Origin of the sequence: Cellulomonas sp. PSBB021 (genome assembly GCF_002240455.1) — a bacterium.
Taxonomy (GTDB): Bacteria; Actinomycetota; Actinomycetes; order Actinomycetales; family Cellulomonadaceae; genus Cellulomonas; species Cellulomonas uda.
The window spans coordinates 1228510-1254700 of sequence record NZ_CP021430.1 but is presented as its reverse complement, the minus strand read 5'-3'; the positions used below and the strand labels follow the sequence as shown (position 1 = coordinate 1254700).

Here is a 26191-nt window from a genome sequence, read left to right as displayed (position 1 = left end):
TCAGGGCCCGAGGGTCGCGAACGCCGCCGCGAACGGCCCCGCCACGAGCTCGACCTGCCACGCGCGAGCGCCCCCGGCGGTGAGCTGCTCGGCGATCGACCCCGCGTCGAGCGAGGAGGGCGGCGACCAGCACAGGCGCCGCAGCAGGTCCGGCTGCAGGAGGTTCTCGACCGGCACCGTGTGCTGCTCCGACAGGCTCACCACCACGTCGCGCGCGGCGGCGAGCCGTGCGGCAGCGGCAGGGTCACGGTCCGCCCACGCGCGCGGCGGCGGGGGCGCGTCGCTCTTCGGCCCGCGCACCGACGGCAGCTCGGAGTCGGGCAGCGCGAGTGCGCGGTCGATCGCGGACTGCCACAGCGGTGCGCGCCGCCGCGTGCCCTTGCCCGAGAACGCCGGCAGTGCCGTCAGTGCCGTGACACCGCGTGGCAGCGCCTGCGCGGCCGCGACGATCGCCGCGTCCGGCAGCACGCGTCCGGGCGACAGGTCGCGCTGGCGCGCGTTCGTGTCACGCGTCTCCCACAGCTCGCGCACGACCGCGAGCCGACGCGCGTCCCGGACCGCGTGCAGGCCCGAGACGCGGCGCCACGGCTCCACGCGCGGGGGCGGCGCGGGTGCGGTCCGCACGGCCTCGAACTCCTGGGCGGCCCACTCGGCCTTGCCGCTCACCGCGAGCCGCTCCGCCAGGACCTCACGCACCTCCACCAGCACCTCGACGTCGAGCGCCGCGTACCGCAGCCACTCCACCGGCAGCGGACGCGTGGACCAGTCCACGGCCGAGTGCTCCTTGGCGAGACCGAGGCCGAGGGTGTCGGCCACGACGGCCGCGAGCCCCACGCGCTCCATGCCCAGCAACCGGGCGGCGAGCTCGGTGTCGAACACGCGCGAGGGGCGCATGCCCTGCTCCGCGAGGCCCGGCAGGTCCTGCGACGCGGCGTGCAGCACCCACTCGACGCCGACGAGCGCCTCCGACAGCGCCGACAGGTCGGGCAGCGCGATCGGGTCGACGAGCGCCGTGCCGGCGCCCTCGCGCCGGAGCTGGACCAGGTACGTGCGCTGGCCGTAGCGGTATCCCGACGCGCGCTCCGCGTCGACCGCGACGGGGCCGGTCGCCGCGCCGAAGGCCGCGACCACGGCGGCGAGCGCCCCGGGGGTGTCGACGACCGGCGGGACGCCCTCGGCCGGCTCGGTCAGTGCGACGACCTCCACCGCCGCGGGGGTCCCGGGCGTCGTGGTGTCGTCGGTCGCTGCCGGCTCGGTCACTGCCGGGTCGGCCACGGTCGAGGAGTCGACGTCCGCGGTCCCGGCGGGCGCGCGCTCGTCGTCCTCAGGTCGCATGTTCCCACCGTAGGCGACGTGGCTGCGCTGCCACGCGAAGCGCGCCGCAAGTCGTGGGACGACAGCGTCAGTCGAGGAGTCCGCCACGGAACGACATGGCGACCAGGTGGGCACGGTCGCCCGTGCCGAACTTGCGGGAGATGCGCGCGAGGTGGCTCTTGACCGTCAGCGCGGACAGGCCGAGCTCCTCGCCGATCAGCCGGTTGCTGCGCCCCTGGGCGACGAGCTTGAGGACGCTCAGCTCACGGGTCGTGAGCTCCGGCAGGGACGGCGCGGGCGGGGGAGCGGCCGGTGTGCGCTGGAGCGACGGCGACGTGGCGCCCGCGACCGCGCCACGCACCCCGCCGGCGAGCAGGATGCCGAGCTCCTGGCGGCTCGCGCGGCGGGTCAGCACGACGACGCGCTGGCTCCCGCGGCGGCGCAGGTTCTGCACGAGCGAGCTCCCGTCGCCGTCGGCGAGCTCGGTGACCACGACGCACATGTGATGGGCCGCGGCGGGGCGCGTCGCGGCCTGGCCCGCCGAGGCAGCAGGACGGGCGACGGGTGCGCGGCGCAGCGGCTCGATGCTCACGACGTGCTGATCGGCACCCCGGTCCGGGGACTTGAGCCCCGGTAGGACGAATCCGTCACACCGGTGAGGTGAGTGCGCTGCTCAGGCTGCGCGTCAGCGGTGCGGACCGAGCGTCAGTGGCGCGGACCGAGCGGGACCACGCCCTCGGGCAGGGGCGGTAGGCCGGCCGCGGTGCACAGCAGCGTCTCCCACGCCCGCAGGTGGTCGCGCAGGTCGTCGTCCGCCGCCGTCCACGACGCGCGGATCTCGAGCTCGGTCTGCTCGGCCCGCACCTCGAGCGCGCCGAAGCTCTGGGACAGCACCCGGGTGACCGTCCCACCCGCGGCGTGCGCCTCGAGGCCGACGCTCGCGAGCGCGTCGAGGAACCAGGTCCACGCGACCTCCGCGAGCAGCGGGTCCGCGCCGACCTCCGGCTCGAGCGTCGCCCGCACGAGCGTCACCAGCCGGAACCGGCCGTCCCACGCCTCCTGGCCCGCCGGGTCGTACAGCACGACGAACCGGCCCGACGCGAGCTCGGCGGCCGCGACGGAGCGACGCGCGGTGCGCACCTCGGCCGTGAGCGCCGCCGAGAAGGGCGCGATGCGGGCCGGACCCGGCACCTCGTCGAGGAGCACCTCGGGTCGGACGCTGACGGCACGCAGCGAACGCAGGGCCTGGACGAACTCGACGGGGACGTCGTCGGGGCCGGCGGGGGTCATGGTTGCCGAGCGTAGGCAACGGGACCCACGCGCGCGTGCAGGGCGCGCCGAGCGCCTGTGGAGGACGCGCTCGGGCGTCCTCGCCACGCCGCTACCGTCCCGACCGTGCCGCACGAGGCGCACCGACGACGAGCGACGGGGGAGCAGTCATGGACGCGAACGGACCACGCACGGGGGACACGGGCGGGGGCTTCGTCCCCTCGGCGCGGACGGGCGGCCGCAGGCCGCGTGCCGGGTCGGCGCCGTCGCGCGCGAGCGGGTCGTCGACGGTCTCAGCACCCGGCGCCGCCGCGGACGGCGGGCCGGACGGCCGCCCGGATGGCCGCCCGGATGGCCGCCCGGATGGCCGTCCGGACGGCGGGGTGGAGGGCGCCTGGCACGAGGGGGCGAGCGAGCGCATCGCGCGGCAGGTGCGGGACGCGGAGCGGCACGCGGAGGCGGCCGAGGCGCTGCGCGACGAGCTCGCGCGCCAGCACGCGTCCGCGCGCTCCGGGCGCGGCGAGGTGCGCGTGGAGGTCGACGCGCGCGGACGCCTCGTCCGCCTCGTGCTGTCCGACCGCGCGACGGCGCTGCCCGCCGCGACGCTCGCACGGCTGGTCGAGGACACGGCCCGCGCCGCGGCGCACCAGGTCGACGCGTCGGCGCTCGCGCTCGTCGAGCGGCGCCTCGGAGCGGGCTCCCCGCTGCTGGCCGCGATGCGGGAGGACCTCACGCTCGGCGCGGCCCCGCGGTGAGACATCTTGACCCCTGATCGTCCCGGCGGGGCGTCGGGGCGTGCGCACTAGGCTGAGGCGGCACCTCATCCGGCACACCACACGTCCGCGCCCGCCGAGGCGACGAACCGAAGGAGCACCACACAGCATGGTCGACATCGCCCCCGGCGGTCAGGTCGGGATCGCGCAGATCGGCGTCACCGGGCTCGCGGTCATGGGCCGCAACCTGGCGCGCAACTTCGCCCGCAACGGCTTCACCGTGGCCGTGCACAACCGATCGTGGGAGAAGACGGCCTCGCTGGTCGCCGAGCACGGCGACGAGGGCACGTTCGTGCCGTCCGAGTCGGTCGCGGACTTCGTCGCGTCGCTCGAGCGGCCGCGCAAGGTCGTCGTGATGGTCAAGGCCGGTGCGGCGACCGACGCGGTGATCGACGAGCTCGTGCCGTTCCTCGAGGAGGGCGACATCGTCGTCGACGCCGGGAACGCGCACTTCCCGGACACGGTGCGCCGCGAGAACGCGCTGCGTGCCCAGGGCCTGCACTTCGTCGGCTCGGGCGTCTCGGGCGGTGAGGAGGGCGCGCTGCTGGGCCCGTCGATCATGCCGGGCGGCACGCGCGAGTCCTACGCGAGCCTGGGCCCGATCCTGGAGACGATCGCGGCGAAGGTCGACGGCGTGCCCTGCTGCACGTACGTGGGCCCGGACGGCGCCGGGCACTTCGTCAAGATGGTGCACAACGGCATCGAGTACGCGGACATGCAGCTCATCGCGGAGGCGTACGACCTGCTCAAGCAGGGGCTGGGCGCGTCGGCCGCCGAGATCGGCGAGATCTTCGCCGAGTGGAACACCGGGGACCTCGAGTCGTTCCTCATCGAGATCACCGCCGACGTGCTGCAGCACGTGGACGCGGCGACCGGGTCGGCGTTCGTCGACGTGGTGCTGGACCAGGCGGAGCAGAAGGGCACCGGCCGCTGGACCGTGCAGAACGGCCTCGACCTGGGTGTCCCGATCACCGGCATCGCGGAGGCCACGTTCGCGCGCGCGCTGTCCGGCGGGGTGGCCCAGCGCGAGGCCGCGCGCGGCGTGCTGCCCGCGGCGACCACGCCGTGGGAGGTGACCGACCGGGACGCGTTCGTCGAGGACGTGCGCCTGGCGCTGTACGCGTCCAAGGTCGTGGCGTACTCGCAGGGCTTCGACCAGATCGCCGCCGCCTCCGAGCAGTTCGGCTGGGACATCGACCGCGGGGCCATGGCGCGCATCTGGCGCGGCGGCTGCATCATCCGCGCCCGGTTCCTCAACCGCATCACCGAGGCGTACGAGCGCGCCCCGCACCTGCCGCTGCTGCTGGCCGACGAGTACTTCGCCGGTGCGGTCGGCAACGGTGTGGCCGCGTGGCGTCGGATCGTCGCCGGGGCCGCGCTGCACGGCGTGCCGACCCCCGCGTTCTCGTCGTCCCTCGCGTACTACGACGGCGTGCGTGCCGAGCGCCTGCCCGCCGCCCTCATCCAGGCGCAGCGCGACTTCTTCGGCGCGCACACCTACCGCCGCACCGACCGCGACGGCTCGTTCCACACCCTGTGGTCGGGCGACCGCACCGAGCAGGACGCGTGACGCAGGCCAGCGCCCCCGCCGGGGGTCACGGGACGGCCGCGCGTGCGCTCCAGCCCGTGATCCTCGGCGCGGACATCGGTGTCTACGCGCTCGCGCGGTCGTTCCACGAGCAGTACGGCGTGACGTCCGTGGTCGTCGCGGGCGCCGCGCTCGGTCCCGTGCAGCACTCGCAGATCGTCGAGCACGAGATCGTCGCGGACGGGCACGACCCGCGCCAGCTCGTCGACCGTCTGCTTCAGGTCGCGCACCGCCTGCCGGACCGCCGGCTGCTGCTGATGGCGAACTCGGACTGGCTCGTGCGCGTCGTCGTCGAGCACCGCACCGAGCTCGAGCCGTTCTACGCGGTGCCGTTCCTCTCGGCGGACCTGCTGGCCCGCATCAGCGACAAGGCGACGTTCGCGGAGATCTGCGCCGAGCTCGACATCTCGGTCCCGCGCACGATCGTCCAGTCGTTCGGATCGGACGAGCCCGACGTGCCCGTCGATCTGGAGTACCCGCTGATCGCGAAGGCGGCGAGCAGCGCGGACTACCAGGACGTCGAGTTCGAGGGGAAGAAGAAGGTCTTCGAGATCTCCTCGCCCGACGAGCTCGCGGCGCTGTGGCGTTCGCTGCGCGCGGCGGGGTACCGCGGCCGGTTCGTCGTGCAGGAGCTCGTGCCGGGCGACGACACGCAGATGCGCTCGGTCACCGCGTACGTGGACCAGCGCGGGGTCGTGACCCTCTCGTGCTGCGCGCACGTGCTGCTCGAGGAGCACACCCCGTCCGGCCTGGGGAACCCGGCCGCGATGGTCACCTACCGCGACGACGCGATGCTCGAGCAGGCGCACCGGTTCCTCACCGCGACCGGCTACGTGGGCTTCGCGAACTTCGACGTCAAGGTCGACCCGCGCACGGGCCGGTTCCGGTTCTTCGAGGTCAACCCGCGCATCGGGCGGAACAACTACTACGTGACCGCGGCGGGTGCCAACCCGGTGCGGTTCGTCGTGGAGGACCGCATCGAGAACCGCGCGGTCGATCCCGTCGTCGTCGACCGCGAGGTGCTCTACTCGATCCTGCCGCACCGCCTCCTGCTGCGGTACGTGCGGGACCCGCAGCTCGCGGCGCGCGTGCGCGGCCTGATCCGGGCGGGCGCCACCGCGCACCCGCTGCGCTACCGCAAGGACCTGTCGCCGCGGCGTCGGTTCTACGTGCTCGCGGCAGCGGTCAACCAGGTGCGCAAGTTCCGTCGCTGGTACCCGGAGCCCACCGACACGGGCTTCTGACCCGCGTCGGCGCAAGCGTCGAGATCCTCGCGGTCAGCCGAGCTCGGACGTGCCCGAGTACAGGTGCAGCACCGGGATGTGCAGCTCGTCGCGGGCCCGGGACGCCCAGTCGCGGTGGAACGTGTCGAGCCACGCGTGCGGGTAGGTGACGATCGCGACCTCACGCGCGTCGTGCGCCGCCGCGGCGGCGCGCAGCGCGGGCAGTGGGTCGTCGTCGACGACCTCGCCGGTCGCGGTCCGGCCGGCCGCGGCGAACTCCGCGAGCGTGCTCGAGAGCTGCTCGGCGGCCGTCGCGGTCGCCTCGCGCTCGGTGGGCTCCTTGCCGCGCAGGCGCTCGAGCGCGCCCTTGATCTCGCCGAGCCCGAGGTCGTCGACGATGGTCGGCAGCAGCGGGCGGTCGGTGTCGGCAGGCACCAGCACGTGGTACGCGAGCTGCTCGCCCTCGTGGAGGGCGAGCAGGTGCTGGACGTCGACGGGCGCGAGGGTGTCCTCGATGAGCACCAGGATCGTGTCGGTCACGTCGCCGAGCCTAGTTGCGAACGCGCGTCCTGGCTGGCCGTGCGCAGGTCCCAGCGCCCGAGCAGGACGCCGTCGGCGTGCAGGAGCTGCACGAGGCGCGCGGGCAGGGGGTCGCGCACCCACGGCGCGCCGTCCAGGACCCGCGGTGCGGGGCCGCCCACGACCGTCGGGCTCCACGTGAGGAAGAGCTCGTCGACGAGGCCCAGCGACACGAGCTCCCCGAGCAGCGTCGGCCCGCCCTCGGTGAGCACCGCGGTCAGGCCGCGCTCGGCCAGCGCGGCGAGGGCACCCCGCAGGTCGACGGCGGAGCGTCCCGCGACGACGAGGCCGTCGCCGAGCCGGTCGCGCAGCTCCCCGACGCGCGGGCTCGTCGCGCACGTGACGACGAGCGGCGGGCGCTCGGCGTCGAGCAGCGCGCCCGGCACGTCGCCGGACCGCGTGACCACGGCGAGCGCGGGGCGGTCGCCCCGGCCGTGCGCGCGGCGCGTCGCGGCCACCGCGGGCGGCAGGTCCAGCTCGCGGTAGCGCTCCTGGCGGACCGTGCCCGCGCCGACGAGCACCACGTCGGCCAGCGCGCGCAGCGCGGTGAACACGCGCAGGTCGGCCGGTCCGTTGATCGAGCCCGTGACGCGGTCCGGGCCGGTCGCGGCGCCGTCGAGCGTGGCGATCATGTTGGCGCGCACGGACCGGCCGGGGGCGAGGTCGTCGAGCAGCGCGACCAGCTCGGCCTCGTCCTCCCGCGGCTCGAGCCGCGTGGGGGGCGCGGCGGTCGCGTGCAGCAGGACGTCGAGCGCGGGGGAGTCGGTCATGGTCAGACCGTAGGGTGCCTGCGCTCGCCCCGGGTCACAGCGAGTCGGCGAGGGCGGCGACGTCGCCGACGACGATGACCGCGGGGTTGGCCACCGCGCGCTCGCGCGCGAGGTCCGCGATGGTCGCGAGGGTGCCGACCGTCGTGCGCTGGCTCGGCAGGGTGCCGTTCTCGACGACGGCGACCGGTGTCCCGGGGTCGGTGCCGTGCGCGACGAGCGCGTCGGCGTACGCGCCGATGCGCGCGACCCCCATGAGCAGCACGAGCGTGCCGCCGAGCTGCGCGAGGGCGGACCAGTCGGGGTCGGTGTCGTGCGCGGACAGGATCGTGACCTGACGGGACAGGCCGCGGTGGGTCACCGGGATGCCCGCGGCACCCGGCACCGCGACGGCGCTCGTCACGCCCGGCACGACCGTGACGGGCACGCCGGCCGCCACGCACGCGGCGACCTCCTCGCCGCCACGCCCGAGCACGTACGGGTCGCCGCCCTTGAGCCGCACGACGCGCAGCCCGGCGCGCGCGCGGTCCACGAGCACCGCGTTGATCTGGGTCTGCGTGAGTGTGTGCGCGTGCGGGGCCTTGCCCGCCTCGACGACCTCGACCTCGTCGGGCAGCTCCGCGAGCAGCTCGCGCGGCCCGAGGCGGTCGACCACCACGACGTCGGCCTCGGCGAGCGCTCGCCGACCCTTGGTCGTGATGAGCCCCGGGTCACCCGGCCCACCGCCGACGAGCGTGACGGAGCCCGTGGCGGGAGCCCGGTGGTGCCGCAGCGGGAGGCCGCCGGTGTCCAGGAGCAGCGCGATCGCGGACCGCAGCGCGGCGGCGCGACGCGGGTCGCCGCCCGCGTTGACGGCGACGGTGACGTCCCCGGAGCGTGCCACCGCGGGCGTCCATGCGGAGGACGCGGCGTGGTCGTCGGCGCGGACGCACCACACGCGCGCGTTCTCGGCGTCGGCCGCGACCTGGTCGTCGATCGCCCGCACACCCGTGGCGGTGTGCACGAGCCACGCGTCCGCGAGGTCGCCGGGGGCGTAGTCGCGCCTCTCCCAGCGCACGCCGCCGCGTGCGGCGAGCGCCGCCAGGTCCTCGCAGAGCGCGGGCGCGACGACGAGGACGTCGGCCCCGTCCTCGACGAGGCGTGCGCAGCGGCGGGCCGCGACCGGACCTCCGCCGACGACGAGCACGCGCCGTCCGGCCAGGTCCAGCAGGAGCGGGTGCATCAGATGCCTGCCCCCGCGAGCCAGTCCGCGTCGGCCGTCTCGTCCGCGACGACCTCGGGGGCGAGACGGTCGAGCAGCGTCGGGCCGACCATGCCGGCGGCGAGCGTCGAGCCGTCCGCGGGGTCGACGAGGAGGAACGCGCCGGTCCCGCGGTGCTCGGCGTAGTCGTCGAGCAGCACGGGCTCGGCGAGCCGCACGCGCACGCGACCGATCGCGTTGAGCCCGAGCCCCGTGGGGGTGGCGTCCGACGACGTGTCGGTGGCGTCCACCTGGTGCAGCGTGTCGACGCCGCTGAGCAGCTCGACCGTCTGGGTGTCGACGTCGAGGCGGGCGTCGACCTCGCGCAGGAGCGCGCGCACGGTGCGCGTGCCGACGCGTACGAGCAGACGCGCGCCCAGCACCGAGCGGCGCTCCGACAGCCAGCACACGGTGCCCACGAGGTCCTGCCCGAGGGTCACGGACGCACCGGTGGGGACAAGCACGTCGCCGCGGGAGATGTCGAGCTCGTCGGCGAGCCGCACGGTCACGGACCTGCCCGCGGTCGCCTCGTCGAGCGGGCCGTCGAACGTGTCGATGCCCGTGACGAGGCTCGTCTTGCCGGACGGGAGCACCGTCAGCGCGTCGCCCACGCGCACGGTGCCCGACGCGATGCGTCCGGCGTACCCGCGGTAGTCGGGGTGCTCCGCGGTGCGCGGCCGGATGACCACCTGCACGGGCAGGCGCAGGTCGTCCTCACCGCGCGCGTCGGACACGGGGACGGTCTCGAGGTGCTCGAGCAGCGTCGGCCCGTCGTACCAGGGCGTGCGCGACGAGCGCTCGACGACGTTGTCGCCCGTGAGCGCCGAGACCGGCACGGCCAGCACGTCGCCCAGCCCGAGGCCAGCCGCGTAACCCGCGAAGTCCTCGGCGATCGCGTGGAACGTCGCGGCGTCGAAGTCGACGAGGTCCATCTTGTTCACGGCGAGCAGCACGTGCGGGACGCCGAGCAGCGCGGCGACCGTGGCGTGCCGCCGCGTCTGCTCGAGCACGCCCTTGCGGGCGTCCACCAGCACGATCGCGAGCTGGGCGGTCGAGGCGCCCGTGACCATGTTGCGCGTGTACTGCACGTGGCCCGGGGTGTCCGCGAGGACGAACGCGCGTCGGGCCGTCGAGAAGTAGCGGTACGCGACGTCGATCGTGATGCCCTGCTCGCGCTCGGCGCGCAGGCCGTCGGTGAGCAGGGCGAGGTCGACCTCGCCCGCGGCGGCGCCGCGCGCCGCGGTCGCGCGCTCGACGGCCGAGAGCTGGTCGGCGAGCACCGACTTCGTGTCGTACAGCAGGCGCCCGATCAGCGTGGACTTGCCGTCGTCGACGGAGCCGGCGGTGGCGAGCCGCAGGAGCTCGCGCGAGGCGTGCTCGGCGGCGCCCTCGGACAGCGCGGCGGGTGCGGTGCCGGGGGCGGGGGTGGGGGACGTCGTCACGGGTCTCGTCTCGTCGTTCGTCTGGGTGGGGCCGGGGGCGGTGGGCATCAGAAGTACCCCTCCCGCTTGCGGTCCTCCATGGCGGCCTCGGACGCGCGGTCGTCGGCGCGGGTGGCGCCACGCTCGGTGAGGCGGCTCGCGGCGACCTCGGCGATGACGTCTGCGACGGTCGTCGCGGACGAGTCGACCGCTCCGGTGCAGCTCATGTCACCCACGGTGCGGTACCGCACGGTGCGCGTCTCGAGCCGCTCGTCGGCGCGGGGCCCACCCCACTCGCCGGGTGCGAGCCACATGCCGTCACGCGCGAACACCTCGCGCTCGTGCGCGTAGTAGATCTCGGGCAGCTCGATGCCCTCGCGCTCGATGTAGCGCCACACGTCCAGCTCGGTCCAGTTGGACAGCGGGAACACGCGCACGTGCTCGCCGGGCTTGTGGCGGCCGTTGTACAGGTCCCACAGCTCGGGGCGCTGGCGGCGCGGGTCCCATTGGCCGAACTCGTCGCGCAGGGAGAACACGCGCTCCTTGGCACGCGCCTTCTCCTCGTCGCGACGACCGCCGCCGAACACCGCGTCGAACCGGTTGCTCGTGATCGCGTCGAGCAGCGGGACGGTCTGCAGCGCGTTGCGCGACCCGTCGGGGCGCTCGCTCACGCGGCCGTCGTCGATCGCGTCCTGCACGTGCGCGACGACGAGCCGCAGCCCGTGCCGCGCGACCGTCGCGTCGCGGTACTCGAGCACCTCGGGGAAGTTGTGCCCGGTGTCGACGTGCAGCAGCGCGAACGGGACCGCGGCGGGCCAGAACGCCTTGCGTGCGAGGTGCAGCATGACGATCGAGTCCTTGCCGCCCGAGAACAGCAGCACGGGTCGCTCGAACTCGCCGGCGACCTCGCGCATCACGTGGATCGCCTCGGACTCGAGCGCGTCGAGCTGGGTCAGGCGGGTGGGGGACAGCGGGGAGGCCACCGGCGTGGGGGACGTGGCGCCGAGGGTCGTCGTCATGTGTGCAGACCGCATTCCGTCTTGGAGGTACCGGACCAGCGCCCCGCCCGCGGGTCCTCGCCCGGGGCGACGGCGCGCGTGCAGGGGGCGCACCCGATCGAGGTGTAGCCCGCCTGCCTCAGGGGGTTGAGCACGACGCCGTGGGTCTCGACGTACTCGTCCACCTGCGCCTGCGTCCAGGCGGCGAGAGGGTTGAGCTTCACCTTGCCACGCTTGGCGTCCCAGCCGACGACCGTGATGTCGGTGCGGGTCGGGGCGTCCTCGCGGCGCATGCCGGTGACCCACGCCCGGTAGGGCGCGAGGCCGCGCTCGAGCGGCTCGACCTTGCGCAGCGCGCAGCACAGGTTCGGGTCGCGGTCGTGCAGGCGCGGGCCGTGCTCGGCGTCCTGCTCCGCGACCGTGCGCAGCGGCAGGACCGTGCGCAGCCGGATGTCGGTGAAGTCGGCGTAGTAGTCGCGCGTGCCGATCGTCTCGGCGAAGTGGTAGCCGGTGTCGAGGAAGATGACCTCGATCCCGGGCACCGCCCGCGCGGCCATGTGCACGAGGACCTCGTCGCCCATGGACGACGCGACGACGAGGTCGCGGCCGAACGTGTGCGCGGCCCACGCGAGGATCTCCTCGGGGTGGGCGCCCTCGAGCTCGACGCCCGCGCGGGTCGCGAGCTCGCGCAGCTCGTCGGGGGACAGGTCGGCCGCGGCCGGCGTCGTCGTGCTCATCGGGCACCTCCCGCGATCGCCGGGCGTGGCGTGCGCTCACCCGGGTCGGCGACGGACACGAACCGCACCGCGAACGTGCGCGCGCACGAGCGGCACTCCCACTGCCCGTGGGTCTCGCCCGCGGGCCACAGGTCCTCGCTCGCGCAGAACGGGCAGTAGTACGGGACCGCGCGTCCCTCGCCGGAGCCGCTCATCGCAGGTCCTCCTCTGCCGCTCGGTGCACCCACTGCGCGAATTGCTCACCCTCGAGGCGCTGCTCGTCGAACCGGCGCGTGACGCGCTCGATGTAGTCCGGCAGCTCGGAGGACGGCACGCGCAGGCCGCGCAGGGTCTTGCCGAGCCCGCTGGTGAGGCCGAGCCCGCCGCCGAGGTGGACCTGGTAGCCCTCCTCGCCCTGCGCGAGCGCGCCCTTGAGACCGATGTCGGCGGTCTGGATCCGCGCGCAGGAGTTCGGGCAGCCGTTGACGTTGATGGTGATGGGCTGGTCGAACGTGGGCAGGCGGCGCTCGAGCTCGCCGACGAGGGCCGTGGCCCTGGCCTTCGTCTCGACGATCGCGAGCTTGCAGAACTCGATGCCGGTGCACGCGAGCGTGCCACGCCGGAACGTCGAGGCGTTGCGCACCTGCAGGCCGAGCGCCTCGAGGCCGTCAACCACCGCGTCGACCTTGTCGCCCGGCACGTCGATCACGACGAGCTTCTGCTCGGTGGTGAGCTGCACGCGGTCCGAGCCCGCGAGCTCGACGAGGTCCGCGACCGCGTCGAGCACCTCGCCCGAGATCCGGCCGACCGCGGGTGCGGCGCCGATGTAGAACCGGCCGTCCTTCTGCGGGTGCACGCCCACGTGGTCGCGTCGGCCCGTCGGCGGGGGCGGCGGCTCGGGACCGTCGGGCAGCGCGTACCCGAGGTACTCCTCCTCGAGCACGCGGCGGAACAGCTCCGGCCCCCAGTCGGCGAGCAGGAACTTCAGGCGCGCACGCGTGCGCAGCCGGCGGTACCCGTAGTCGCGGAAGATCGACGTGACCCCGACCCACACCTCGGGGATCTGCTCGAGCGTGACGAACGCGCCGAGACGCTTGCCGAGCATCGGGTTGGTGGACAGCGCACCGCCGACCCACAGGTCGAACCCGGGGCCGAGCTCGGGGTGGACGACTCCGACGAACGCGACGTCGTTGATCTCGTGCGCGACGTCCTGGTGCGGCGAGCCGCTGACCGCGGTCTTCCACTTGCGCGGCAGGTTCGAGAACGCCGGGTCGCCGATGTAGCGGCGGTGGATCTCCTCGATCGCGGGCGTGCCGTCGATGATCTCGTCGGCCGCGACGCCCGCGACGGGCGAGCCGATGATGACGCGCGGGACGTCGCCGCACGCCTCCTGCGTCGTGAGGCCGACCGACTCGAGGCGGCGCCAGATCTCGGGCACGTCCTCGATGCGGATCCAGTGCAGCTGGATGTTCTGGCGGTCGGTGATGTCCGCGGTGCCGCGGCCGAACTCGCGCGAGACGCCCGCGACGGTGCGCAGCTGGGCGAGCGACAGCCGGCCGCCGTCGCAGCGCACGCGGAGCATGAAGTACTCGTCCTCGAGCTGCTCGGGCTCGAGCGTGGCCGTCTTGCCGCCGTCGATGCCGGGGCGGCGCTGCGTGTACAGGCCCCACCAGCGCATGCGGCCGCGCAGGTCGTCACCGGGGATCGAGGCGAAGCCCTCGTGGGCGTAGATCGTCTCGATGCGGTGCCGGACGGACAGGCCGTCGTCGGCCTGCTTCATCTCCTCGTTGCCGTTGAGCGGTGTCCGCTCGGGGTCGAAGGCCCACTGGCCCTCGGGCTTGGCGGCGGGTGGCGCGATCCGGGTCTGCGCCATGAGGCGCTACCTCCAGGACGTTCACGGGCGTTCGGCTGCGCTCAGGACCCGGCCTCGAGCCGGGTGCATCCCTCTGGGCACAGACCGCGCGCCCAGGGTGGGGGACGGGGGCGGGGTCAGTTGCTCCGCAGACAGCAGCACATGCACATGGACGTGCGGGCACGCGCAGCCGACTCGGCACAAGGCCGACAGCACCGCACGAACCCGGACTCGATCACGCGTCGAGGTTCACACGCTGTCGCCCGATCGGGGAGTCCCAGACCGGATGATGAGACGCACATGACACGATGCGGACGCCCGATGGGTCACGAGGTGGACGTACCCTGGACGACCGTGACGGACCTCCAGCCGGACCCGACGCACGGCCGTGCCGCGGCCGTGCGGTCGCTCGCCGCGACCGTGCCGGCGGTCGCGCCCGACCGGCTCGTCGCCGAGCTCGTCCCGCCCCCGCACTTCGCGGGCGCGTCGTTCGAGTCCTACGTGCCGGACCCCGCGCACCCGAGCCAGGCCGCGGCGGTCGAGCGCCTGCGCCGCGCGACCGAGCAGGTCGTCGGGTCGACCGGCTCGTCGTGGTGGCGCCGCCGGCGCACGCAGCCCGAGGCGGTCTACCTCGACGGCGGGTTCGGCGTCGGCAAGACGCACCTGCTCGCGGCGCTCGCGCACGCCGTGACCGCCGCGGGCGGGCGGGCCGCGTTCGGCACGTTCGTCGAGTACACCAACCTCGTCGGAGCGCTCGGCTTCCGGCAGACCGTCGCAGCGCTGTCCGCCTACCGCCTGGTGTGCATCGACGAGTTCGAGCTCGACGACCCCGGCGACACCGTCCTCATGTCGCGCCTGCTGCGCGAGCTCGCGGACCACGGCGTCGCGCTCGCGGCGACGTCGAACACGCTGCCCGAGTCCCTCGGGAGGGCCGGTTCGCCGCCGAGGACTTCCTGCGCGAGATCCAGGCGCTCGCCGCGCGGTTCGACGTGCTGCGCATCGACGGCGAAGACTACCGCCACCGGTCGGTCGAGCACGGCGACGCGCTGGCCGACGACGCGGTGCGCGAGGCCGTGACGGGTCGTCCTGGCGCGACGCTCGACGACTTCTCGGCGCTGCTCGCGCACCTCGCGACCGTGCACCCCTCCAAGTACGGCGCGCTCCTGGACGGCACGGAGGTCGTCGGGTTGACGGGCGTGGGGCCGGTGACGCGCCAGGAGGTGGCGCTGCGGCTGGTCGTGCTGGTGGACCGGCTGTACGACCGCGACGTGCCCGTGCTGCTCGGCGGCGGCGGGACGCAGGGCCTGTTCAGCGACGAGATGCTGCGCGGCGGGTACCGCAAGAAGTACTACCGCGCGCTGTCCCGGCTCGGCGCGTTGGCCGCCGCCGGCGCTCGCGCCACCGCCTGACCGACGCCGAATCGTTTTGCCGCGCGTTGCCGCGTCCGTGCCCCTTGTTCGTTGGGAAAGCGCAATCCTACGGTGGTGGCCCGACCATCGAAGGTGAGGCATGTGATGAGACGACCAGTCGCAGCGCGACTCGTTGGGCTCGGGGCCACCGTGGCCCTGACCGCGACGCTCGGGCTCGCAGCAGTGTCGACCGGCGCCCAGGCGGCGACCGGGCAGGCGACGGGCTTCGCGAGCCTGAACGGAGGGACCACGGGCGGCGCGGGCGGACAGACCGTCACCGCCGGCACGGGCACCGCCATCCACGCGGCGCTGTGCAGCCGCGCGAGCTCCAGCACACCGATCACCATCCAGGTGTCGGGCACGATCACGGTGGGCAACACGGCCAAGGTCTCCGGCTCGAGCTGCAACACCGCTTCCGGGGTGATCGAGCTCAAGGGCATCAGCAACGTCACGATCGTCGGTGTCGGCGGCGCGACGTTCGACCAGATCGGCATCCACATCCGCGACTCGAGCAACATCGTGATCCGCGACGTGACCGTCAAGAACGTCAAGAAGTCCGGCTCGCCGACCTCCAACGGCGGAGACGCGATCGGCATGGAGTCGACCGTCCGCAACGTGTGGGTCGACCACGTGACGCTCGAGGCGTCCGGCGGTGAGGACGAGGGCTACGACGGCCTGTTCGACATGAAGGACGACGTCAAGTACGTGACGCTGTCGTACAGCATCCTGCGCAACTCGGGTCGCGGCGGGCTCATCGGGTCGAGCGAGAGCGACCGGGCGAACTCGTTCATCACGTTCCACCACAACTTGTACTCGAACATCGAGTCCCGCACGCCGCTGCTGCGCGGCGGCGTGGCGCACATGTACGACAACCACTACGTCGGGCTCGGCAAGTCCGGGATCAACTCCCGTGCGGGCGCGCAGGCGAAGGTCGAGAACAACTACTTCGAGGACTCCAAGGACCCGCTCGGCACGTTCTACACCGACGAGGCCGGCACGTGGCAGGTCGCGGGGAACATCTTCGACAACGTGACGTGGTCGTCGCGCGGCACGGACAACAACCCCGCGGGACCCGACGTGCGCTCGACGACGAGCGTGTCCATCCCGTACGCGTACACGCTCGACGCCGCGACGTGCGTGCCCGCCCTCGTCGCCGCGACCGCGGGCGCGAACAAGGGGCTGAAGGTCTCCGACGGAAGCTGCTCGCCGCAGACCCCGGACCCGACGACCGACCCCACCGGCGGCCCGACGTCGGAGCCGACCGGTGACCCGACCTCGAACCCGACGTCGAACCCGACCCCCGGTGGTCAGAACCTCAGCATCGGCGCCGGCGCTGACGGCTCGAGCAAGGCCAGCGGCACGAGCTACGGCAACGTCGTCGACGGCAACCGGTCGACGTACTGGTCGCCGAGCGGCTCGACCGGCACGGTCTCGGTCAAGTGGTCGTCGGCGACGACGATCTCGTCGGTCGTCGTCGTGGAGGCGTCGGGCGCGACCGGGCGGCTGGGGTCGTGGAACCTCGTGAACGCGGACACCGGCGGCGTGCTGACGTCCGGCAGCGGCGCGGGTGTGGTCACGTTCCCGACGACGAGCCTGAAGAAGGTCAGCCTGCAGGTCACCGGCTCGAACGGCGTGCCGCAGATCGCCGAGCTCGAGACGTACGCGGGCACCGTCACGACGCCCGACCCGGAGCCCACCAGCGACCCGACGTCCGACCCGGAGCCCACGGGTGGGCCGCAGCCGAGCGCCGGCACGCTCTACGTGTCGCCGAACGGCAGCGCGGGCGCCGCGGGGACCGAGTCCGCCCCGACGACCCTCGCCTCGGCCGTGAGCAGGGTCGCCTCCGGCGGCGAGATCTTCCTGCGGGGCGGGACCTACCGCCTGTCGGAGACGGTGCTCATCACCGCGGACGGGAAGTCTGGCGACCGCACGCTCCTGTCGGCGTACCCGGGGGAGACGCCCGTGCTGGACTTCTCCGCGCAGAGCGAGCTGTCCACCAACCGCGGGCTGTCGCTCAACGCCGACTACTGGCACCTGTACGGGATCGTCGTGCAGCGCGCGGGCGACAACGGCATCTCGATCGGCGGCAGCAACAACGTCGTCGAGCGGGTGGTGACGCGCCACAACCGCGACACGGGCCTGCAGATCTCCCGGGCCGCGTCCGACACGCCGCGTTCCGACTGGCCGGCGAACAACCTCGTCGTGAGCAGCGAGTCGCACGACAACGTGGACTCCGACGGCGAGGACGCCGACGGCTTCGCGGCCAAGCTCACGGTCGGGTCGGGCAACGTGTTCCGGGACACCGTCTCGCACCACAACATCGACGACGGCTGGGACCTGTACACGAAGTCCGACACCGGGGCGATCGGTCCGGTGACGATCGAGCGTTCGCTCGCGTACGAGAACGGCACGCTGTCCGACGGCAGCCAGGCCGGTGCGGGCGACCGCAACGGCTTCAAGCTCGGCGGTGAGGACATCGAGGTCGACCACGTGGTGCGCGACAGCTACGCGGTGGACAACGGCAAGCACGGGTTCACGTTCAACAGCAACCCGGGTGCCATGACGATCACGAGCAACGTGGCCGTCGGCAACGCGCAGCGCAACTTCAACTTCGACGGCGGCTCGTCGGTGTTCAGCAAGAACGTCTCGTGCGACAGCGGCTCCAAGGACCGCATCGTCGGCAGCGACAAGGGTGACAACGCCTTCTGGAACGGCTCGAACGCCTCCGCGTGCTCGGCGTACGACGGTGACCTCGCATGGTCGTTCGGTGCGGACGGCACGCTGCGCGTCACGTTCGGCGGCACGAGCCCGGACCCGGGCCCCACGTCGTCGCCCGACCCGGGCCCGACCTCGTCGTCGCCGGCGCCGCCCTCGGACGGCTCCTGCACGGCGGCGGTGACGCAGGTCAACGCGTGGGCCGGGGGCTACCAGGCGACGGTCACGGTCACGGCACGGGACGGCGCGATCGCGTCGTGGCGGACCACGCAGACGCTGTCCGACCCGGCCGCGGTGCAGGGCTGGAACGGGACGTTCACGCAGTCGGGCACGGCGCTGACCGTGACGAGCACGCCGTGGAACGGGGCGCTGCCGGCGGGCGGCACCGCCTCCTACGGCTGGGTCGGCTCGGGCGCCGCACCGTCCGTGCCGACGGCGGTCGGCTGCACGACCGGCTGACCGTGCGAGGACGGCGGGGGTCCGGGGCGACGTCCCCGGGCCCCCGCCGTGGTGTCCTCAGCGATCGGCGGACGCGATCGTGACGAGGGGCGCCACGGGTGTGCCGAAGCGGTGGGTGGTGGTCGTGACGGACTGCTCGCGCAGGAACGGGGCGAGCTCGACGCGCCCGGACTCGGTGGCCGGGTGGTCCCAGACCGCGACGTCCGGACGACCGCGCGTCGCCTCGGTCAGCGTGGCGACCGTCGCTCCGAGGAGCCGGACCCGCCCCCCGACCAGGTCCGCGACGCGCGCCGACCACGCGGCGTCGTCCTCGGTGACCAGCGCGCTCGCGGCGTCGGCCAGCGCGACCGCCAGGGTGTCGGGCAGCGCGTGGGCGGTCGAGACGACGACGTCGGTCCCGGCCGCCGCGGCCGCCGCGACGACGCGCGCGAGGTCCGCGACCGAACCGGCGGCCGCGAGGCGCACGAGCACCGGCTCGGGCACGGGCCGGTAGCGCAGGACATTGCTCTCGCACGTCAGCCCCGTGACGTCGCGCGGCGTGAAGCGGGTCGCGAGCGCGTGGGCGTCGCTGCGGGCCCCGCGTTCGACGGCGTCGGCCTCGTCGGGCGGGAGGTCGGCGTGCGCGGCCGCGACGATCGCGCGCGCGTGCTCGTCGGACACCGGGGCCCCGTCGACGGCGCGCCCGGGCCGCCACGAGACGAGCGTGTCCAGGTAGCCGGGTCCGCCGGCTTTGGCGCCCGGACCCACGGCTGAGCGCTTCCACCCGCCGAACGGCTGGCGGCGCACGATCGCACCGGTGATGCCGCGGTTCACGTACAGGTTCCCGGCCTGCACGCGCGCGAGCCACGTCGCGATCTCGTCGGGGTCGAGCGAGTGCAGACCGCTCGTCAGGCCGTAGTCCACGTCGTTGACGACGGCGATCGCCTCGTCGAGGTCCGCGACGGTCATGACCGACAGCACGGGCCCGAAGTACTCGGTGCGGTGCGACCGGGAGCCGGGCTGCACGCCGACCCGCACGCCCGGGGTCCACAGCCGCCCGGCGACGTCGAGGCGGCGCGGCGTGAGCGCCCACGACTCGCCGGGGTCGAGCTCGGTGAGGCCGCCGAGCAGCTTGCCCGCGGCGGGCTCGACGAGCGGCCCCATCTGCGTGCGCGGGTCGTGCGCCTCGCCGACGACGAGCGACGACGCCGCGTCGAGGAGCTGGTCCCGGAACCGGCGTGAGCGCCCGACCGACCCGACGAGCACGACGAGCGAGGCCGCCGAGCACTTCTGACCCGCGTGCCCGAACGCGGACGCGACGACGTCCTTGACCGCGAGGTCGAGGTCCGCGCTGGGCGTCACGACGATCGCGTTCTTCCCGCTCGTCTCGGCGAGCAGGCGCAGGTCGGGGCGGAACGAGCGGAACAGCGCCGCCGTGTCGTACGCGCCCGTCAGGACGACCTGGTCGACGCCGGGGTGCGCGACGAGCACCCGCCCGAGCGTCCCCTCGTCGACCTGCACCAGGTGCAGCACGTCGCGCGGGACGCCCGCCTGCCACAGCAGGTCCGCGAGCACGGCGCCGCAGCGCTGCGACTGACCCGCGGGCTTGAGCACGACCGACGACCCCGTCGCGAGGGCCGCGAGCGTCGAGCCCGCCGGGATCGCGACAGGGAAGTTCCACGGGGGAGTCACGAGCGTGAGCCCCACGGGCTCGAAGCGCGCGCCGTCGACGTCGTCGAGCCCGCGTGCGAGCTCGGCGTAGTAGTGCGCGAAGTCGACGGCCTCGGAGACCTCGGGATCGCCCTGCTCGAGCGTCTTGCCCGCCTCGGCCGCCATCACCTCCAGGAGCACGTCCCGGTGCTCCTCGAGCACGTCGCCGACGTGGTGCAGCACCCGCGCACGCTCGTCGGACGGCAGTGCCGCCCACCGCGCGGCGCCGGAACGCGCGGTCGCGACGACGGCATCGACCTCGTCCGACGAGCGCAGCCACGCGCCCACCGCGGCGTCGACGCCGAGCGTCGAGCCGGGAACACGCGACAGCACGGCCCGTGCGCGGGCGCGGTTCTCGGCGACGGCCGGGTCCGTGTCCGGCGTGCTCGCGAACCGGCCCAGGGTCGGGCGGGGGACCGCGGCGTACCGGTCGGGCACCCGGTGCCGCTCGGGCGCCTCGTCGTCGATCGCCGCGACCGACGCGAGGAAGCGGTCGCGCTCGCGGTCGAGCAGGCGCTCGTCGGACCCCAGGTCGAACACCGCGGACAGGAAGTTCTCGCTCGACGCGCCCTCCTCGAGCCGGCGGATGAGGTAGGCGATCGCGACGTCGAACTCGGCCGGTGCCACGACGGGCGTGTAGAGCAGGAGCCCGCCCACGTCCCGCCGCACGACGTCCGCCTGGCCCGGTGCCATGCCGAGCAGCATCTCGACGTCCACGGCGTCCCGGACGCCGCGCCGCCCGGCGAGCAGCCACGCGTACGCGACGTCGAACAGGTTGTGGCCAGCCACACCGAGCCGCACGTTGCGCACGCGATCGGGCGTCAGCGCCCACTCGAGCACGCGCTTGTAGTGCGTGTCCGACTCCCGCTTGGTGTGCCACGTCGCGAGCGGCCACCCGTGCAGCTCGGCCTCGACGCGCTCCATGGGCAGGTTGGCGCCCTTGACGAGCCGGACCTTGACGGGCGCGCCACCGCGCGCGCGACGTGCCGCGGCCCACTCCTGCAGGCGCCGCATCGCGGGCAGCGCGTCAGGAAGGTACGCCTGCAGCACGACACCCGCTTCGAGGTGGAGCAGCTCGGGCTCGTCGAGCAGCCGCTGGAACACCGCGAGCGTGAGGTCCAGGTCGCGGTACTCCTCCATGTCGAGGTTGACGAACGTCGTCGGCGACGAGGACGCGGCCAGCCGGTACAGCGGGCGCAGCTGCTCGACGACGTGCGCGACGGTCTCGTCGAACGCCCACGGCGCGTGCGGCGCGACCACGGACGAGACCTTGACCGACACGTAGTCCACGTCGTCGCGCGCGAGCAGCGCCATGGTGCCGTCCAGCCGCCGTCGCGCTTCCCGCTCGCCCAGCACCGCCTCGCCCAGCAGGTTGATGTTGAGCCGCACGCCTTCCGTCCGCAGCCGCGCGATCGCCCGGGTCAGCCCGCGGTCGCTCGCGTCGACCACGAGGTGCCCGACGAGGTGCCGCAGCACGCGACGGGCCACGGGCACCACGACGTCGGGCAGCGCCGGTGCCAGCGCACCACCGGCGCGCAGCAGCGCACGCAGCGGCGGCGCCAGGAACCGCGGCGCACGTGCCGCCAGGTGGTGCAGCGCCGCCGCCGCGACGCGCGTGTCCTGCGGCCGGACCACCCCGTCGACGAACCCGACGACGAACGCGAGCCCGTCCGGGTCCCGTAGCGCCGCCGCGAGCTGCGCGGCCGACGCGTCGGGCCGATGGCCGGCCGACTCGCGCACCCAGCCGCGGACGAGCTCGACCGCCTCGAGTGCGAGCGCCTCGCGCTCGAGGCGCGGGTCCGGCACGTCCTGGCGGCCGTCGGGGTCCGTGTCGGGCGAGAGCGTCATGGCAGTCCTTCGTGAGGCGGCGTCGAGCGGAGCGGGCCGGGGGTGGTGGCCCTGCACCGACAATGCGGCCTGCGAGCCGCCCGCGCCAGACCGAGCGTGCCCTGGCTCCGCCGGCCCGCGGCGCCCGGACCACAGGTTGTCAGCGGTCCAATCGGGTGAACTGCGGACATCTCGACCGTGAGCGGGGTGCGTGACCACCACGCTGCGTTCGGATCTGATCGCAGCCCAGCCCGGTGGTTCGCCCTCCTCGCTGAGTGGGACCGGGGGGGCTCGTGCGTGTGTCGAGTCGTGGTGGGGGCTTGACCCCGGTTCTTGGACACGCTGAATCCAGCATCTGCTGGGGAAGCGAGATGATTCAGGAACCATGGCCAGGAAGAACTACTCCGAGGAGTTCCGTCGTCAGGCTGTCGACTTGTACGAGTCCATCCCGGGCGCCACGGTCCGCGGCATCGCCGAGGATCTCGGCATTGTGCGCGGCACGCTGCGGCACTGGCTCGAGGTCTACGGGACCGGCAAGAAGACCGCCGCTGACGGGACGTTGACCTCCAGCCCGCTGCAGTCCAAGACGTCCCCGGCGAGGTCGTCCGCGCCGGCCGGGGAGACGCCGGAGCAGAAGATCGCCCGGCTCGAGGCCAGGGTGAACGAGCTCGAGGTCGAGACCACCAAGCTCACGACCGAGCGGGAGATCCTGCAGCGGGCGGCCAAGTATTTCGCCGGGGAGACGCGCTGGTGAGTCGCTTCCAGTTCGTCGCCGACAACTCCACCACCTTCGAGGTGAAGCGACTGTGCGAGCTCGTCGAGATCGAGCGCTCGTCCTACTACGCCTGGCTCAAGGCGGCCCCTGCCCGCGGAGCCAAGGCGGCCGCGGACGCCGCGCTGGCCGAGCGGATCAGGGCCATTCATGCCGTCGACAACACCCAGGGCGCGCCGCGGATCACCGTCGAGCTCAACGCTCAGCTCGGCGACAGCGGTCCTGGCGGTGAGCGGGTGAACCACAAGCGCGTCGCGCGGGTGATGCGGGTCGAGGGCATCCGGGGCTATGTGAAGAAGCGCCGGGCGCGGACCACGATCCCCGAGCCGTCGGGACAGAAGTACCCCGACCTGGTCAACCGCGACTTCACCGCCGAGCGCCCCAACGAGCGCTACGTCGGGGACATCACCTACCTCCCGATCGCGGACGGCACGAACCTGTACCTGGCGACCGTGATCGACTGCTACAGCCGACGGCTCGTCGGCTGGGCGATCGCCGACCACATGCGCACCGAGCTGGTCGAGGACGCCCTGAAGGCCGCCGCCGCAACCCGGGGCAGCCTCAAGGGCGCCGTGTTCCACAGCGACCACGGGTCGGTCTACTGCTCCAAGGCCTACGCCAAGCTGTGCCGCAAGCTCGGTCTCACCCAGTCCATGGGCGCCGTCGGCTCCTCGGCCGACAACGCACTGGCGGAATCGTTCAACGCCACGATCAAGCGCGAGGTCCTCCAAGACGCCGCCTGCTGGCCCGACGAGCTGACCTGCCGCCGACAGGTCTTCACGTGGCTCGTCCGCTACAACACCCGCCGCCGTCACTCCTGGTGCGGCTACCTGTCCCCCTCCAACTACGAGGCCCGCCGGGCCACTACGCTGCCCACCGCTGCGTAATCACACCCCGTGTCCAAGATCCGGGGGTAGGGCCCGTCTTCGCGTCATGGGCGCTGGGCTTGCGGGTGTGCTCGTGGCGGTGGCTGCTTACGCGGTCGGTGAGGTGGTCGGCGGGTCGTCGGCGGGGCGCAGTGAGACAGAGGCACCGGACATCGAGTCGGCGCTCGTCCTCGCACAGAGCTGCGGACAGGTCGACCTGGGGAACACCTACGGCGCTGTGCAGCTCGCGGCGCGGGCGTGGACGTGCCCGGTGAGCGGCAGTTCCTCGACAAGACCCGAGACCCCAGCACCGGTCTGACACAGGTCGGTGCACGCTACTACGACGAGGCGACCGGACGGTTCATCTCGGTCGACCCCGTGCTGGACCTGACCAACCCTCAGCAGTGGAACGCCTACGTCTACGCGAACAACAACCCGACCACCTGGTCCGACCCCACCGGACTGTTCAGCTGGGGCTCGATCGGGGACGTCCTGAGCGGGTTCGGCAAGGGTACGTTCAACACCGTCGCGTCCGTCGCGCACTCGTTCAACCCGGCCTCCGTCGTGCAGTCCATCGCCGCGATGCCCGCCATCGCGAAGGAGAACGGTGGCGGCGCGTGGGGCTGGTACACGTCTGCGACGTTGACCTTGAACCCGATGTACGGCGCGGTCGCGAGCGGCTACTCGACCGTGGACGCGGTCAAGGACGGCAACGTCGAGGCGGCGGCCTTCCACGCCACCAGCGCAGTCCAAAGCACGGCGATCGCCGCCGCCACCGTGTACCTGCCCGTCAGGGGCGGAATCGGCGTCATGACCGGCAAGGGAGCCCGCCCCACCACCACGATCAGCGAGACGCCCCATGCTACGGTCCCCAAGACAACACCGCCTGACCTGCCCCAGGCCGCCGCAAAGTCTGCGGACGAGTTCGTCGACCTAGCGTCAGCGTCGCGTCGTAGTCATATCCTTGACGGCCACCGCTATGGCGGGGAGGCCGGCAACACCTGGTTCCCCAAGGGCTGGTCGGACGACAAGATCATGCACTCGATCTCGGACATCGCGACTGACCCATCGCTCACCTGGGTTCAGCAAACGGGTCGAGCAGGCGCAGCGTTCACACGCGGCGGTGCGCCAGTCAGATACACCGTCGAAGGCGTCCGAGACGGGGTCAAGATCCGGGTCGTCCTCGAACCCGGCGGCGAGGGCATCATCACGGGGTTCCCGATTCCATGACCACGACACCGACTCCCGAGCAGATGACCGTCCGACTCCACAAGGCGATGGACGCAGCCGTTGGGCTCACCCCGGATGACATCAGCAACGTGCAGTCGCTGATCGATGTGGGCGAGTGGCTCGTAGCCTTCGAGACACTGTGCACCCAGATCTACGAATGGGAGATAGGGCTCGAGCCCGACGTCATTCGTGACCTCGAGGGTCTCGGTGCGGTGCTCGGCGCTCGCCGCGAGCTCACCGATCATCTGTGGGAAGACGCTGCCGATGCGTAGCAGGATCGGGACCCTGATGGCCGCGGTGATCGCCGCAGTGCTGGCTCTGCTTGCAACTCCAACGTCTAACGCCGTCGCTGTCGCTCCAGGAGAATCGTTCCCCGGCTACGCCTACGACGGCACCCGCGCTTCCGAGCCGTTCGACGACACCGCAGCGGAGCGTGGGCCTCCCGGGCCTAACGACCGTGCAATGACATACGACGCCGTCGACCGTTGGTCGCACGGCGCTTCGGCGTCCCCGGATATCGCCACACCTGGACCTACGAGGACCTACACCGCCCCCGGCGGTCCCCCGCAGGTTGTCGAGGCTGCGGGCAAGACCCAGGCGGGAGCCCGGGCTGACGTCGGGGGCCTTTCGTCGCTCGCGCGAGCCGGTGTTGCCGCAAACGCGGGAGCGCATGTCCTGCCGAAGGCGCTGAGCGGTGGCCCAGCGAACACTCACGTGTACCTGGGAATCCGTAGCGGCAAGCCGGTGTACGGCGGCATCACCAACAACTTGGCTCGCCGATCGAGTCAGCACGGTGCTCGCTTCGATCAGTTGCAACAGGTGACTTCGGCTCCGGTCACGCGTGGTCAGGCACGTGCGATCGAGCAGGCGCTGATCGTCCGCAACGGCGCCGGCTTCGAGAACAAGATCAACAGCATCTCGCCCACGCACTCCTACTACGACGACGCGGTGAGTTGGGGCGAGTCCTGGCTCAAGCAGAACGGGTATTGATGTCCGACGTCCTGACGAACCTGCGCGTGCTCAAGCCGAGCCGGAAGAAGCCGCAGCAGGGAGACGTGTTCGCGATGCAGCTTCCTGACGAGACGTACCTGTTCGGCAGGGTGATCGGAGCTGAGCTTGATCATCCCAAGGCGCCGATGCCGAATTCGTACTTGATCTACGTCTACAGGGAGCGGTCGACGTCGAAGGAGCCTGCCCTGGCGCAACTCCGGCCTGATCGGTTGCTCTTGCCGCCGGTCTTCATCAACCGGATGCCGTGGACGAGGGGGTACTTCGAGACGGTGACGAGTCACGCGCTGTCACAGGGCGACCTCCTTGATCAGCATTGTTTCTGGGACGCTGCTCGCTCTCGTCACGTCGACGAGAACCTCAATGTCCTTCCAGGGGAGAGGCAGCCCTGCGGAGACTGGGCGCTATCGAGCTACCGCTGGCTGGACGACCAGGTGAGCGATGCCCTCGGCATCCCTCGCGTGCCAGAGGCCTGA

The 26191-nt window shown here is 73.0% G+C and carries 21 protein-coding genes and 1 pseudogene; 10 read left to right on the top strand and 12 right to left on the bottom strand.

Translation table 11 applies throughout. From position 1 onward, the window contains the following. The 3 genes from CBP52_RS05685 to CBP52_RS05675 all read right to left on the bottom strand — a co-directional run bounded on the left by CBP52_RS05685 (position 1) and on the right by CBP52_RS05675 (position 2604). Positions 1-1335 (bottom strand): HRDC domain-containing protein, encoded by a 1335-nt coding sequence (locus CBP52_RS05685; RefSeq protein WP_094180175.1) that lies wholly within the window; start codon positions 1333-1335, stop codon positions 1-3. 67 nt (positions 1336-1402) lie between these two features. Next, positions 1403-1906: a LuxR C-terminal-related transcriptional regulator gene (locus tag CBP52_RS18560; RefSeq protein WP_280525816.1), complete on the bottom strand. Its 504-nt coding sequence runs from the start codon at positions 1904-1906 to the stop codon at positions 1403-1405. 113 nt (positions 1907-2019) lie between these two features. Beyond that, positions 2020-2604, bottom strand: coding sequence for a DUF3000 domain-containing protein (locus CBP52_RS05675; protein WP_094180174.1), 585 nt, complete (start codon positions 2602-2604; stop codon positions 2020-2022). Between the two features lie 362 nt (positions 2605-2966). Here CBP52_RS05675 and CBP52_RS17485 point away from each other — a divergent pair, with 362 nt between their 5' ends. The 3 genes from CBP52_RS17485 to CBP52_RS05660 all read left to right on the top strand — a co-directional run bounded on the left by CBP52_RS17485 (position 2967) and on the right by CBP52_RS05660 (position 6188). Then, complete coding sequence (locus tag CBP52_RS17485; RefSeq protein ID WP_157732505.1) at positions 2967-3338, top strand: YbaB/EbfC family nucleoid-associated protein; 372 nt, start codon at positions 2967-2969, stop codon at positions 3336-3338. A 127-nt stretch (positions 3339-3465) separates the two neighbouring features. Further along, positions 3466-4926, top strand: a complete 1461-nt coding sequence (gene gndA, locus CBP52_RS05665) for an NADP-dependent phosphogluconate dehydrogenase (protein WP_094180172.1) — start codon at positions 3466-3468, stop codon at positions 4924-4926. Continuing rightward, the gene (locus CBP52_RS05660) at positions 4923-6188 is read left to right on the top strand and encodes a hypothetical protein (protein WP_094180171.1); all 1266 of its coding nucleotides are present in this window, start codon (positions 4923-4925) and stop codon (positions 6186-6188) included. The genes gndA and CBP52_RS05660 overlap by 4 nt, the downstream gene beginning before the upstream one ends. 33 nt (positions 6189-6221) lie before the next feature. Here CBP52_RS05660 and CBP52_RS05655 read toward each other — a convergent pair whose 3' ends face one another. From CBP52_RS05655 to CBP52_RS05620, 8 genes are read right to left on the bottom strand one after another with little or no spacing between them, the layout of a single operon-like run. After that, on the bottom strand, positions 6222-6707 hold the full coding sequence (locus CBP52_RS05655) for a hypothetical protein (protein WP_094180170.1): 486 nt from the start codon (positions 6705-6707) through the stop codon (positions 6222-6224). Continuing rightward, positions 6704-7516 carry a dihydrofolate reductase family protein gene (locus CBP52_RS05650; protein WP_094180169.1) on the bottom strand — a complete coding sequence of 271 codons (813 nt, stop codon included), beginning with the start codon at positions 7514-7516 and terminating at the stop codon, positions 6704-6706. The genes CBP52_RS05655 and CBP52_RS05650 overlap by 4 nt, the downstream gene beginning before the upstream one ends. 34 nt (positions 7517-7550) lie before the next feature. Further along, on the bottom strand, positions 7551-8735 hold the full coding sequence (gene cobA / locus CBP52_RS05645; protein ID WP_094180168.1) for a uroporphyrinogen-III C-methyltransferase: 1185 nt from the start codon (positions 8733-8735) through the stop codon (positions 7551-7553). Next, the gene (locus CBP52_RS05640) at positions 8735-10243 is read right to left on the bottom strand and encodes a sulfate adenylyltransferase subunit 1 (protein ID WP_094180167.1); all 1509 of its coding nucleotides are present in this window, start codon (positions 10241-10243) and stop codon (positions 8735-8737) included. The genes cobA and CBP52_RS05640 overlap by 1 nt, the downstream gene beginning before the upstream one ends. Then, positions 10243-11193 carry a sulfate adenylyltransferase subunit CysD gene (gene cysD / locus CBP52_RS05635; RefSeq protein WP_198303534.1) on the bottom strand — a complete coding sequence of 317 codons (951 nt, stop codon included), beginning with the start codon at positions 11191-11193 and terminating at the stop codon, positions 10243-10245. The genes CBP52_RS05640 and cysD overlap by 1 nt, the downstream gene beginning before the upstream one ends. Beyond that, complete coding sequence (locus tag CBP52_RS05630) at positions 11190-11909, bottom strand: phosphoadenylyl-sulfate reductase (RefSeq protein WP_094180166.1); 720 nt, start codon at positions 11907-11909, stop codon at positions 11190-11192. The genes cysD and CBP52_RS05630 overlap by 4 nt, the downstream gene beginning before the upstream one ends. Continuing rightward, positions 11906-12103, bottom strand: a complete 198-nt coding sequence (locus CBP52_RS05625) for a hypothetical protein (protein WP_094180165.1) — start codon at positions 12101-12103, stop codon at positions 11906-11908. Before CBP52_RS05625 ends, CBP52_RS05630 begins: the two co-directional genes overlap by 4 nt. Then, positions 12100-13761: a nitrite/sulfite reductase gene (locus CBP52_RS05620; protein ID WP_094180164.1), complete on the bottom strand. Its 1662-nt coding sequence runs from the start codon at positions 13759-13761 to the stop codon at positions 12100-12102. Before CBP52_RS05620 ends, CBP52_RS05625 begins: the two co-directional genes overlap by 4 nt. 300 nt (positions 13762-14061) lie before the next feature. Between CBP52_RS05620 and zapE the strand changes: the two are divergent. After that, positions 14062-15149: pseudogene (gene zapE, locus CBP52_RS05615) on the top strand (cell division protein ZapE). Between the two features lie 150 nt (positions 15150-15299). Further along, positions 15300-18323 (top strand): cellulose binding domain-containing protein, encoded by a 3024-nt coding sequence (locus CBP52_RS05610; RefSeq protein WP_232514670.1) that lies wholly within the window; start codon positions 15300-15302, stop codon positions 18321-18323. 57 nt (positions 18324-18380) lie between these two features. On the opposite strand, the gene CBP52_RS05605 is transcribed toward CBP52_RS05610, so the two are convergent. Beyond that, positions 18381-21860 (bottom strand): bifunctional proline dehydrogenase/L-glutamate gamma-semialdehyde dehydrogenase, encoded by a 3480-nt coding sequence (locus tag CBP52_RS05605; protein WP_094180162.1) that lies wholly within the window; start codon positions 21858-21860, stop codon positions 18381-18383. 364 nt (positions 21861-22224) lie between these two features. On the opposite strand from CBP52_RS05605, the gene CBP52_RS05600 reads away from it, so the two are divergent. The 5 genes from CBP52_RS05600 to CBP52_RS05580 all read left to right on the top strand — a co-directional run bounded on the left by CBP52_RS05600 (position 22225) and on the right by CBP52_RS05580 (position 26191). Further along, a protein-coding gene (locus tag CBP52_RS05600) for an IS3 family transposase (RefSeq protein ID WP_094180161.1) occupies positions 22225-23498 on the top strand; the annotation gives its coding sequence in 2 pieces (ribosomal slippage) (positions 22225-22573 and positions 22573-23498; 1275 coding nt in all). Between the two features lie 237 nt (positions 23499-23735). After that, positions 23736-24707 (top strand): RHS repeat-associated core domain-containing protein, encoded by a 972-nt coding sequence (locus tag CBP52_RS17835; RefSeq protein ID WP_094180160.1) that lies wholly within the window; start codon positions 23736-23738, stop codon positions 24705-24707. Beyond that, entirely contained in the window at positions 24704-24979 is a 276-nt protein-coding gene (locus CBP52_RS05590; RefSeq protein ID WP_232514669.1) for a MafI family immunity protein, read from the top strand. Before CBP52_RS17835 ends, CBP52_RS05590 begins: the two co-directional genes overlap by 4 nt. A gap of 16 nt (positions 24980-24995) precedes the next feature. Continuing rightward, a complete protein-coding gene (locus tag CBP52_RS17830) occupies positions 24996-25697 on the top strand; it encodes a hypothetical protein (RefSeq protein ID WP_198303533.1) in 702 nt (233 codons plus the stop codon). Next, positions 25697-26191 (top strand): immunity 26/phosphotriesterase HocA family protein, encoded by a 495-nt coding sequence (locus tag CBP52_RS05580; protein ID WP_094180158.1) that lies wholly within the window; start codon positions 25697-25699, stop codon positions 26189-26191. The genes CBP52_RS17830 and CBP52_RS05580 overlap by 1 nt, the downstream gene beginning before the upstream one ends.

Bases quoted from the DNA above. Each gene is read 5' to 3' on its own strand.
- CBP52_RS05685 (WP_094180175.1), bottom strand. From the start codon at position 1,335: ATGCGACCTGAGGACGACGAGCGCGCGCCCGCCGGGACCGCGGACGTC.
- CBP52_RS05675 (WP_094180174.1), bottom strand. From the start codon at position 2,604: ATGACCCCCGCCGGCCCCGACGACGTCCCCGTCGAGTTCGTCCAGGCC.
- gndA (WP_094180172.1), top strand. From the start codon at position 3,466: ATGGTCGACATCGCCCCCGGCGGTCAGGTCGGGATCGCGCAGATCGGC.
- CBP52_RS05650 (WP_094180169.1), bottom strand. From the start codon at position 7,516: ATGACCGACTCCCCCGCGCTCGACGTCCTGCTGCACGCGACCGCCGCG.
- cobA (WP_094180168.1), bottom strand. From the start codon at position 8,735: ATGCACCCGCTCCTGCTGGACCTGGCCGGACGGCGCGTGCTCGTCGTC.
- CBP52_RS05640 (WP_094180167.1), bottom strand. From the start codon at position 10,243: ATGCCCACCGCCCCCGGCCCCACCCAGACGAACGACGAGACGAGACCC.
- cysD (WP_198303534.1), bottom strand. From the start codon at position 11,193: ATGACGACGACCCTCGGCGCCACGTCCCCCACGCCGGTGGCCTCCCCG.
- CBP52_RS05630 (WP_094180166.1), bottom strand. From the start codon at position 11,909: ATGAGCACGACGACGCCGGCCGCGGCCGACCTGTCCCCCGACGAGCTG.
- CBP52_RS05625 (WP_094180165.1), bottom strand. From the start codon at position 12,103: ATGAGCGGCTCCGGCGAGGGACGCGCGGTCCCGTACTACTGCCCGTTC.
- CBP52_RS05620 (WP_094180164.1), bottom strand. From the start codon at position 13,761: ATGGCGCAGACCCGGATCGCGCCACCCGCCGCCAAGCCCGAGGGCCAG.
- CBP52_RS05605 (WP_094180162.1), bottom strand. From the start codon at position 21,860: ATGACGCTCTCGCCCGACACGGACCCCGACGGCCGCCAGGACGTGCCG.
- CBP52_RS05590 (WP_232514669.1), top strand. From the start codon at position 24,704: ATGACCACGACACCGACTCCCGAGCAGATGACCGTCCGACTCCACAAG.
- CBP52_RS17830 (WP_198303533.1), top strand. From the start codon at position 24,996: ATGGCCGCGGTGATCGCCGCAGTGCTGGCTCTGCTTGCAACTCCAACG.
- CBP52_RS05580 (WP_094180158.1), top strand. From the start codon at position 25,697: ATGTCCGACGTCCTGACGAACCTGCGCGTGCTCAAGCCGAGCCGGAAG.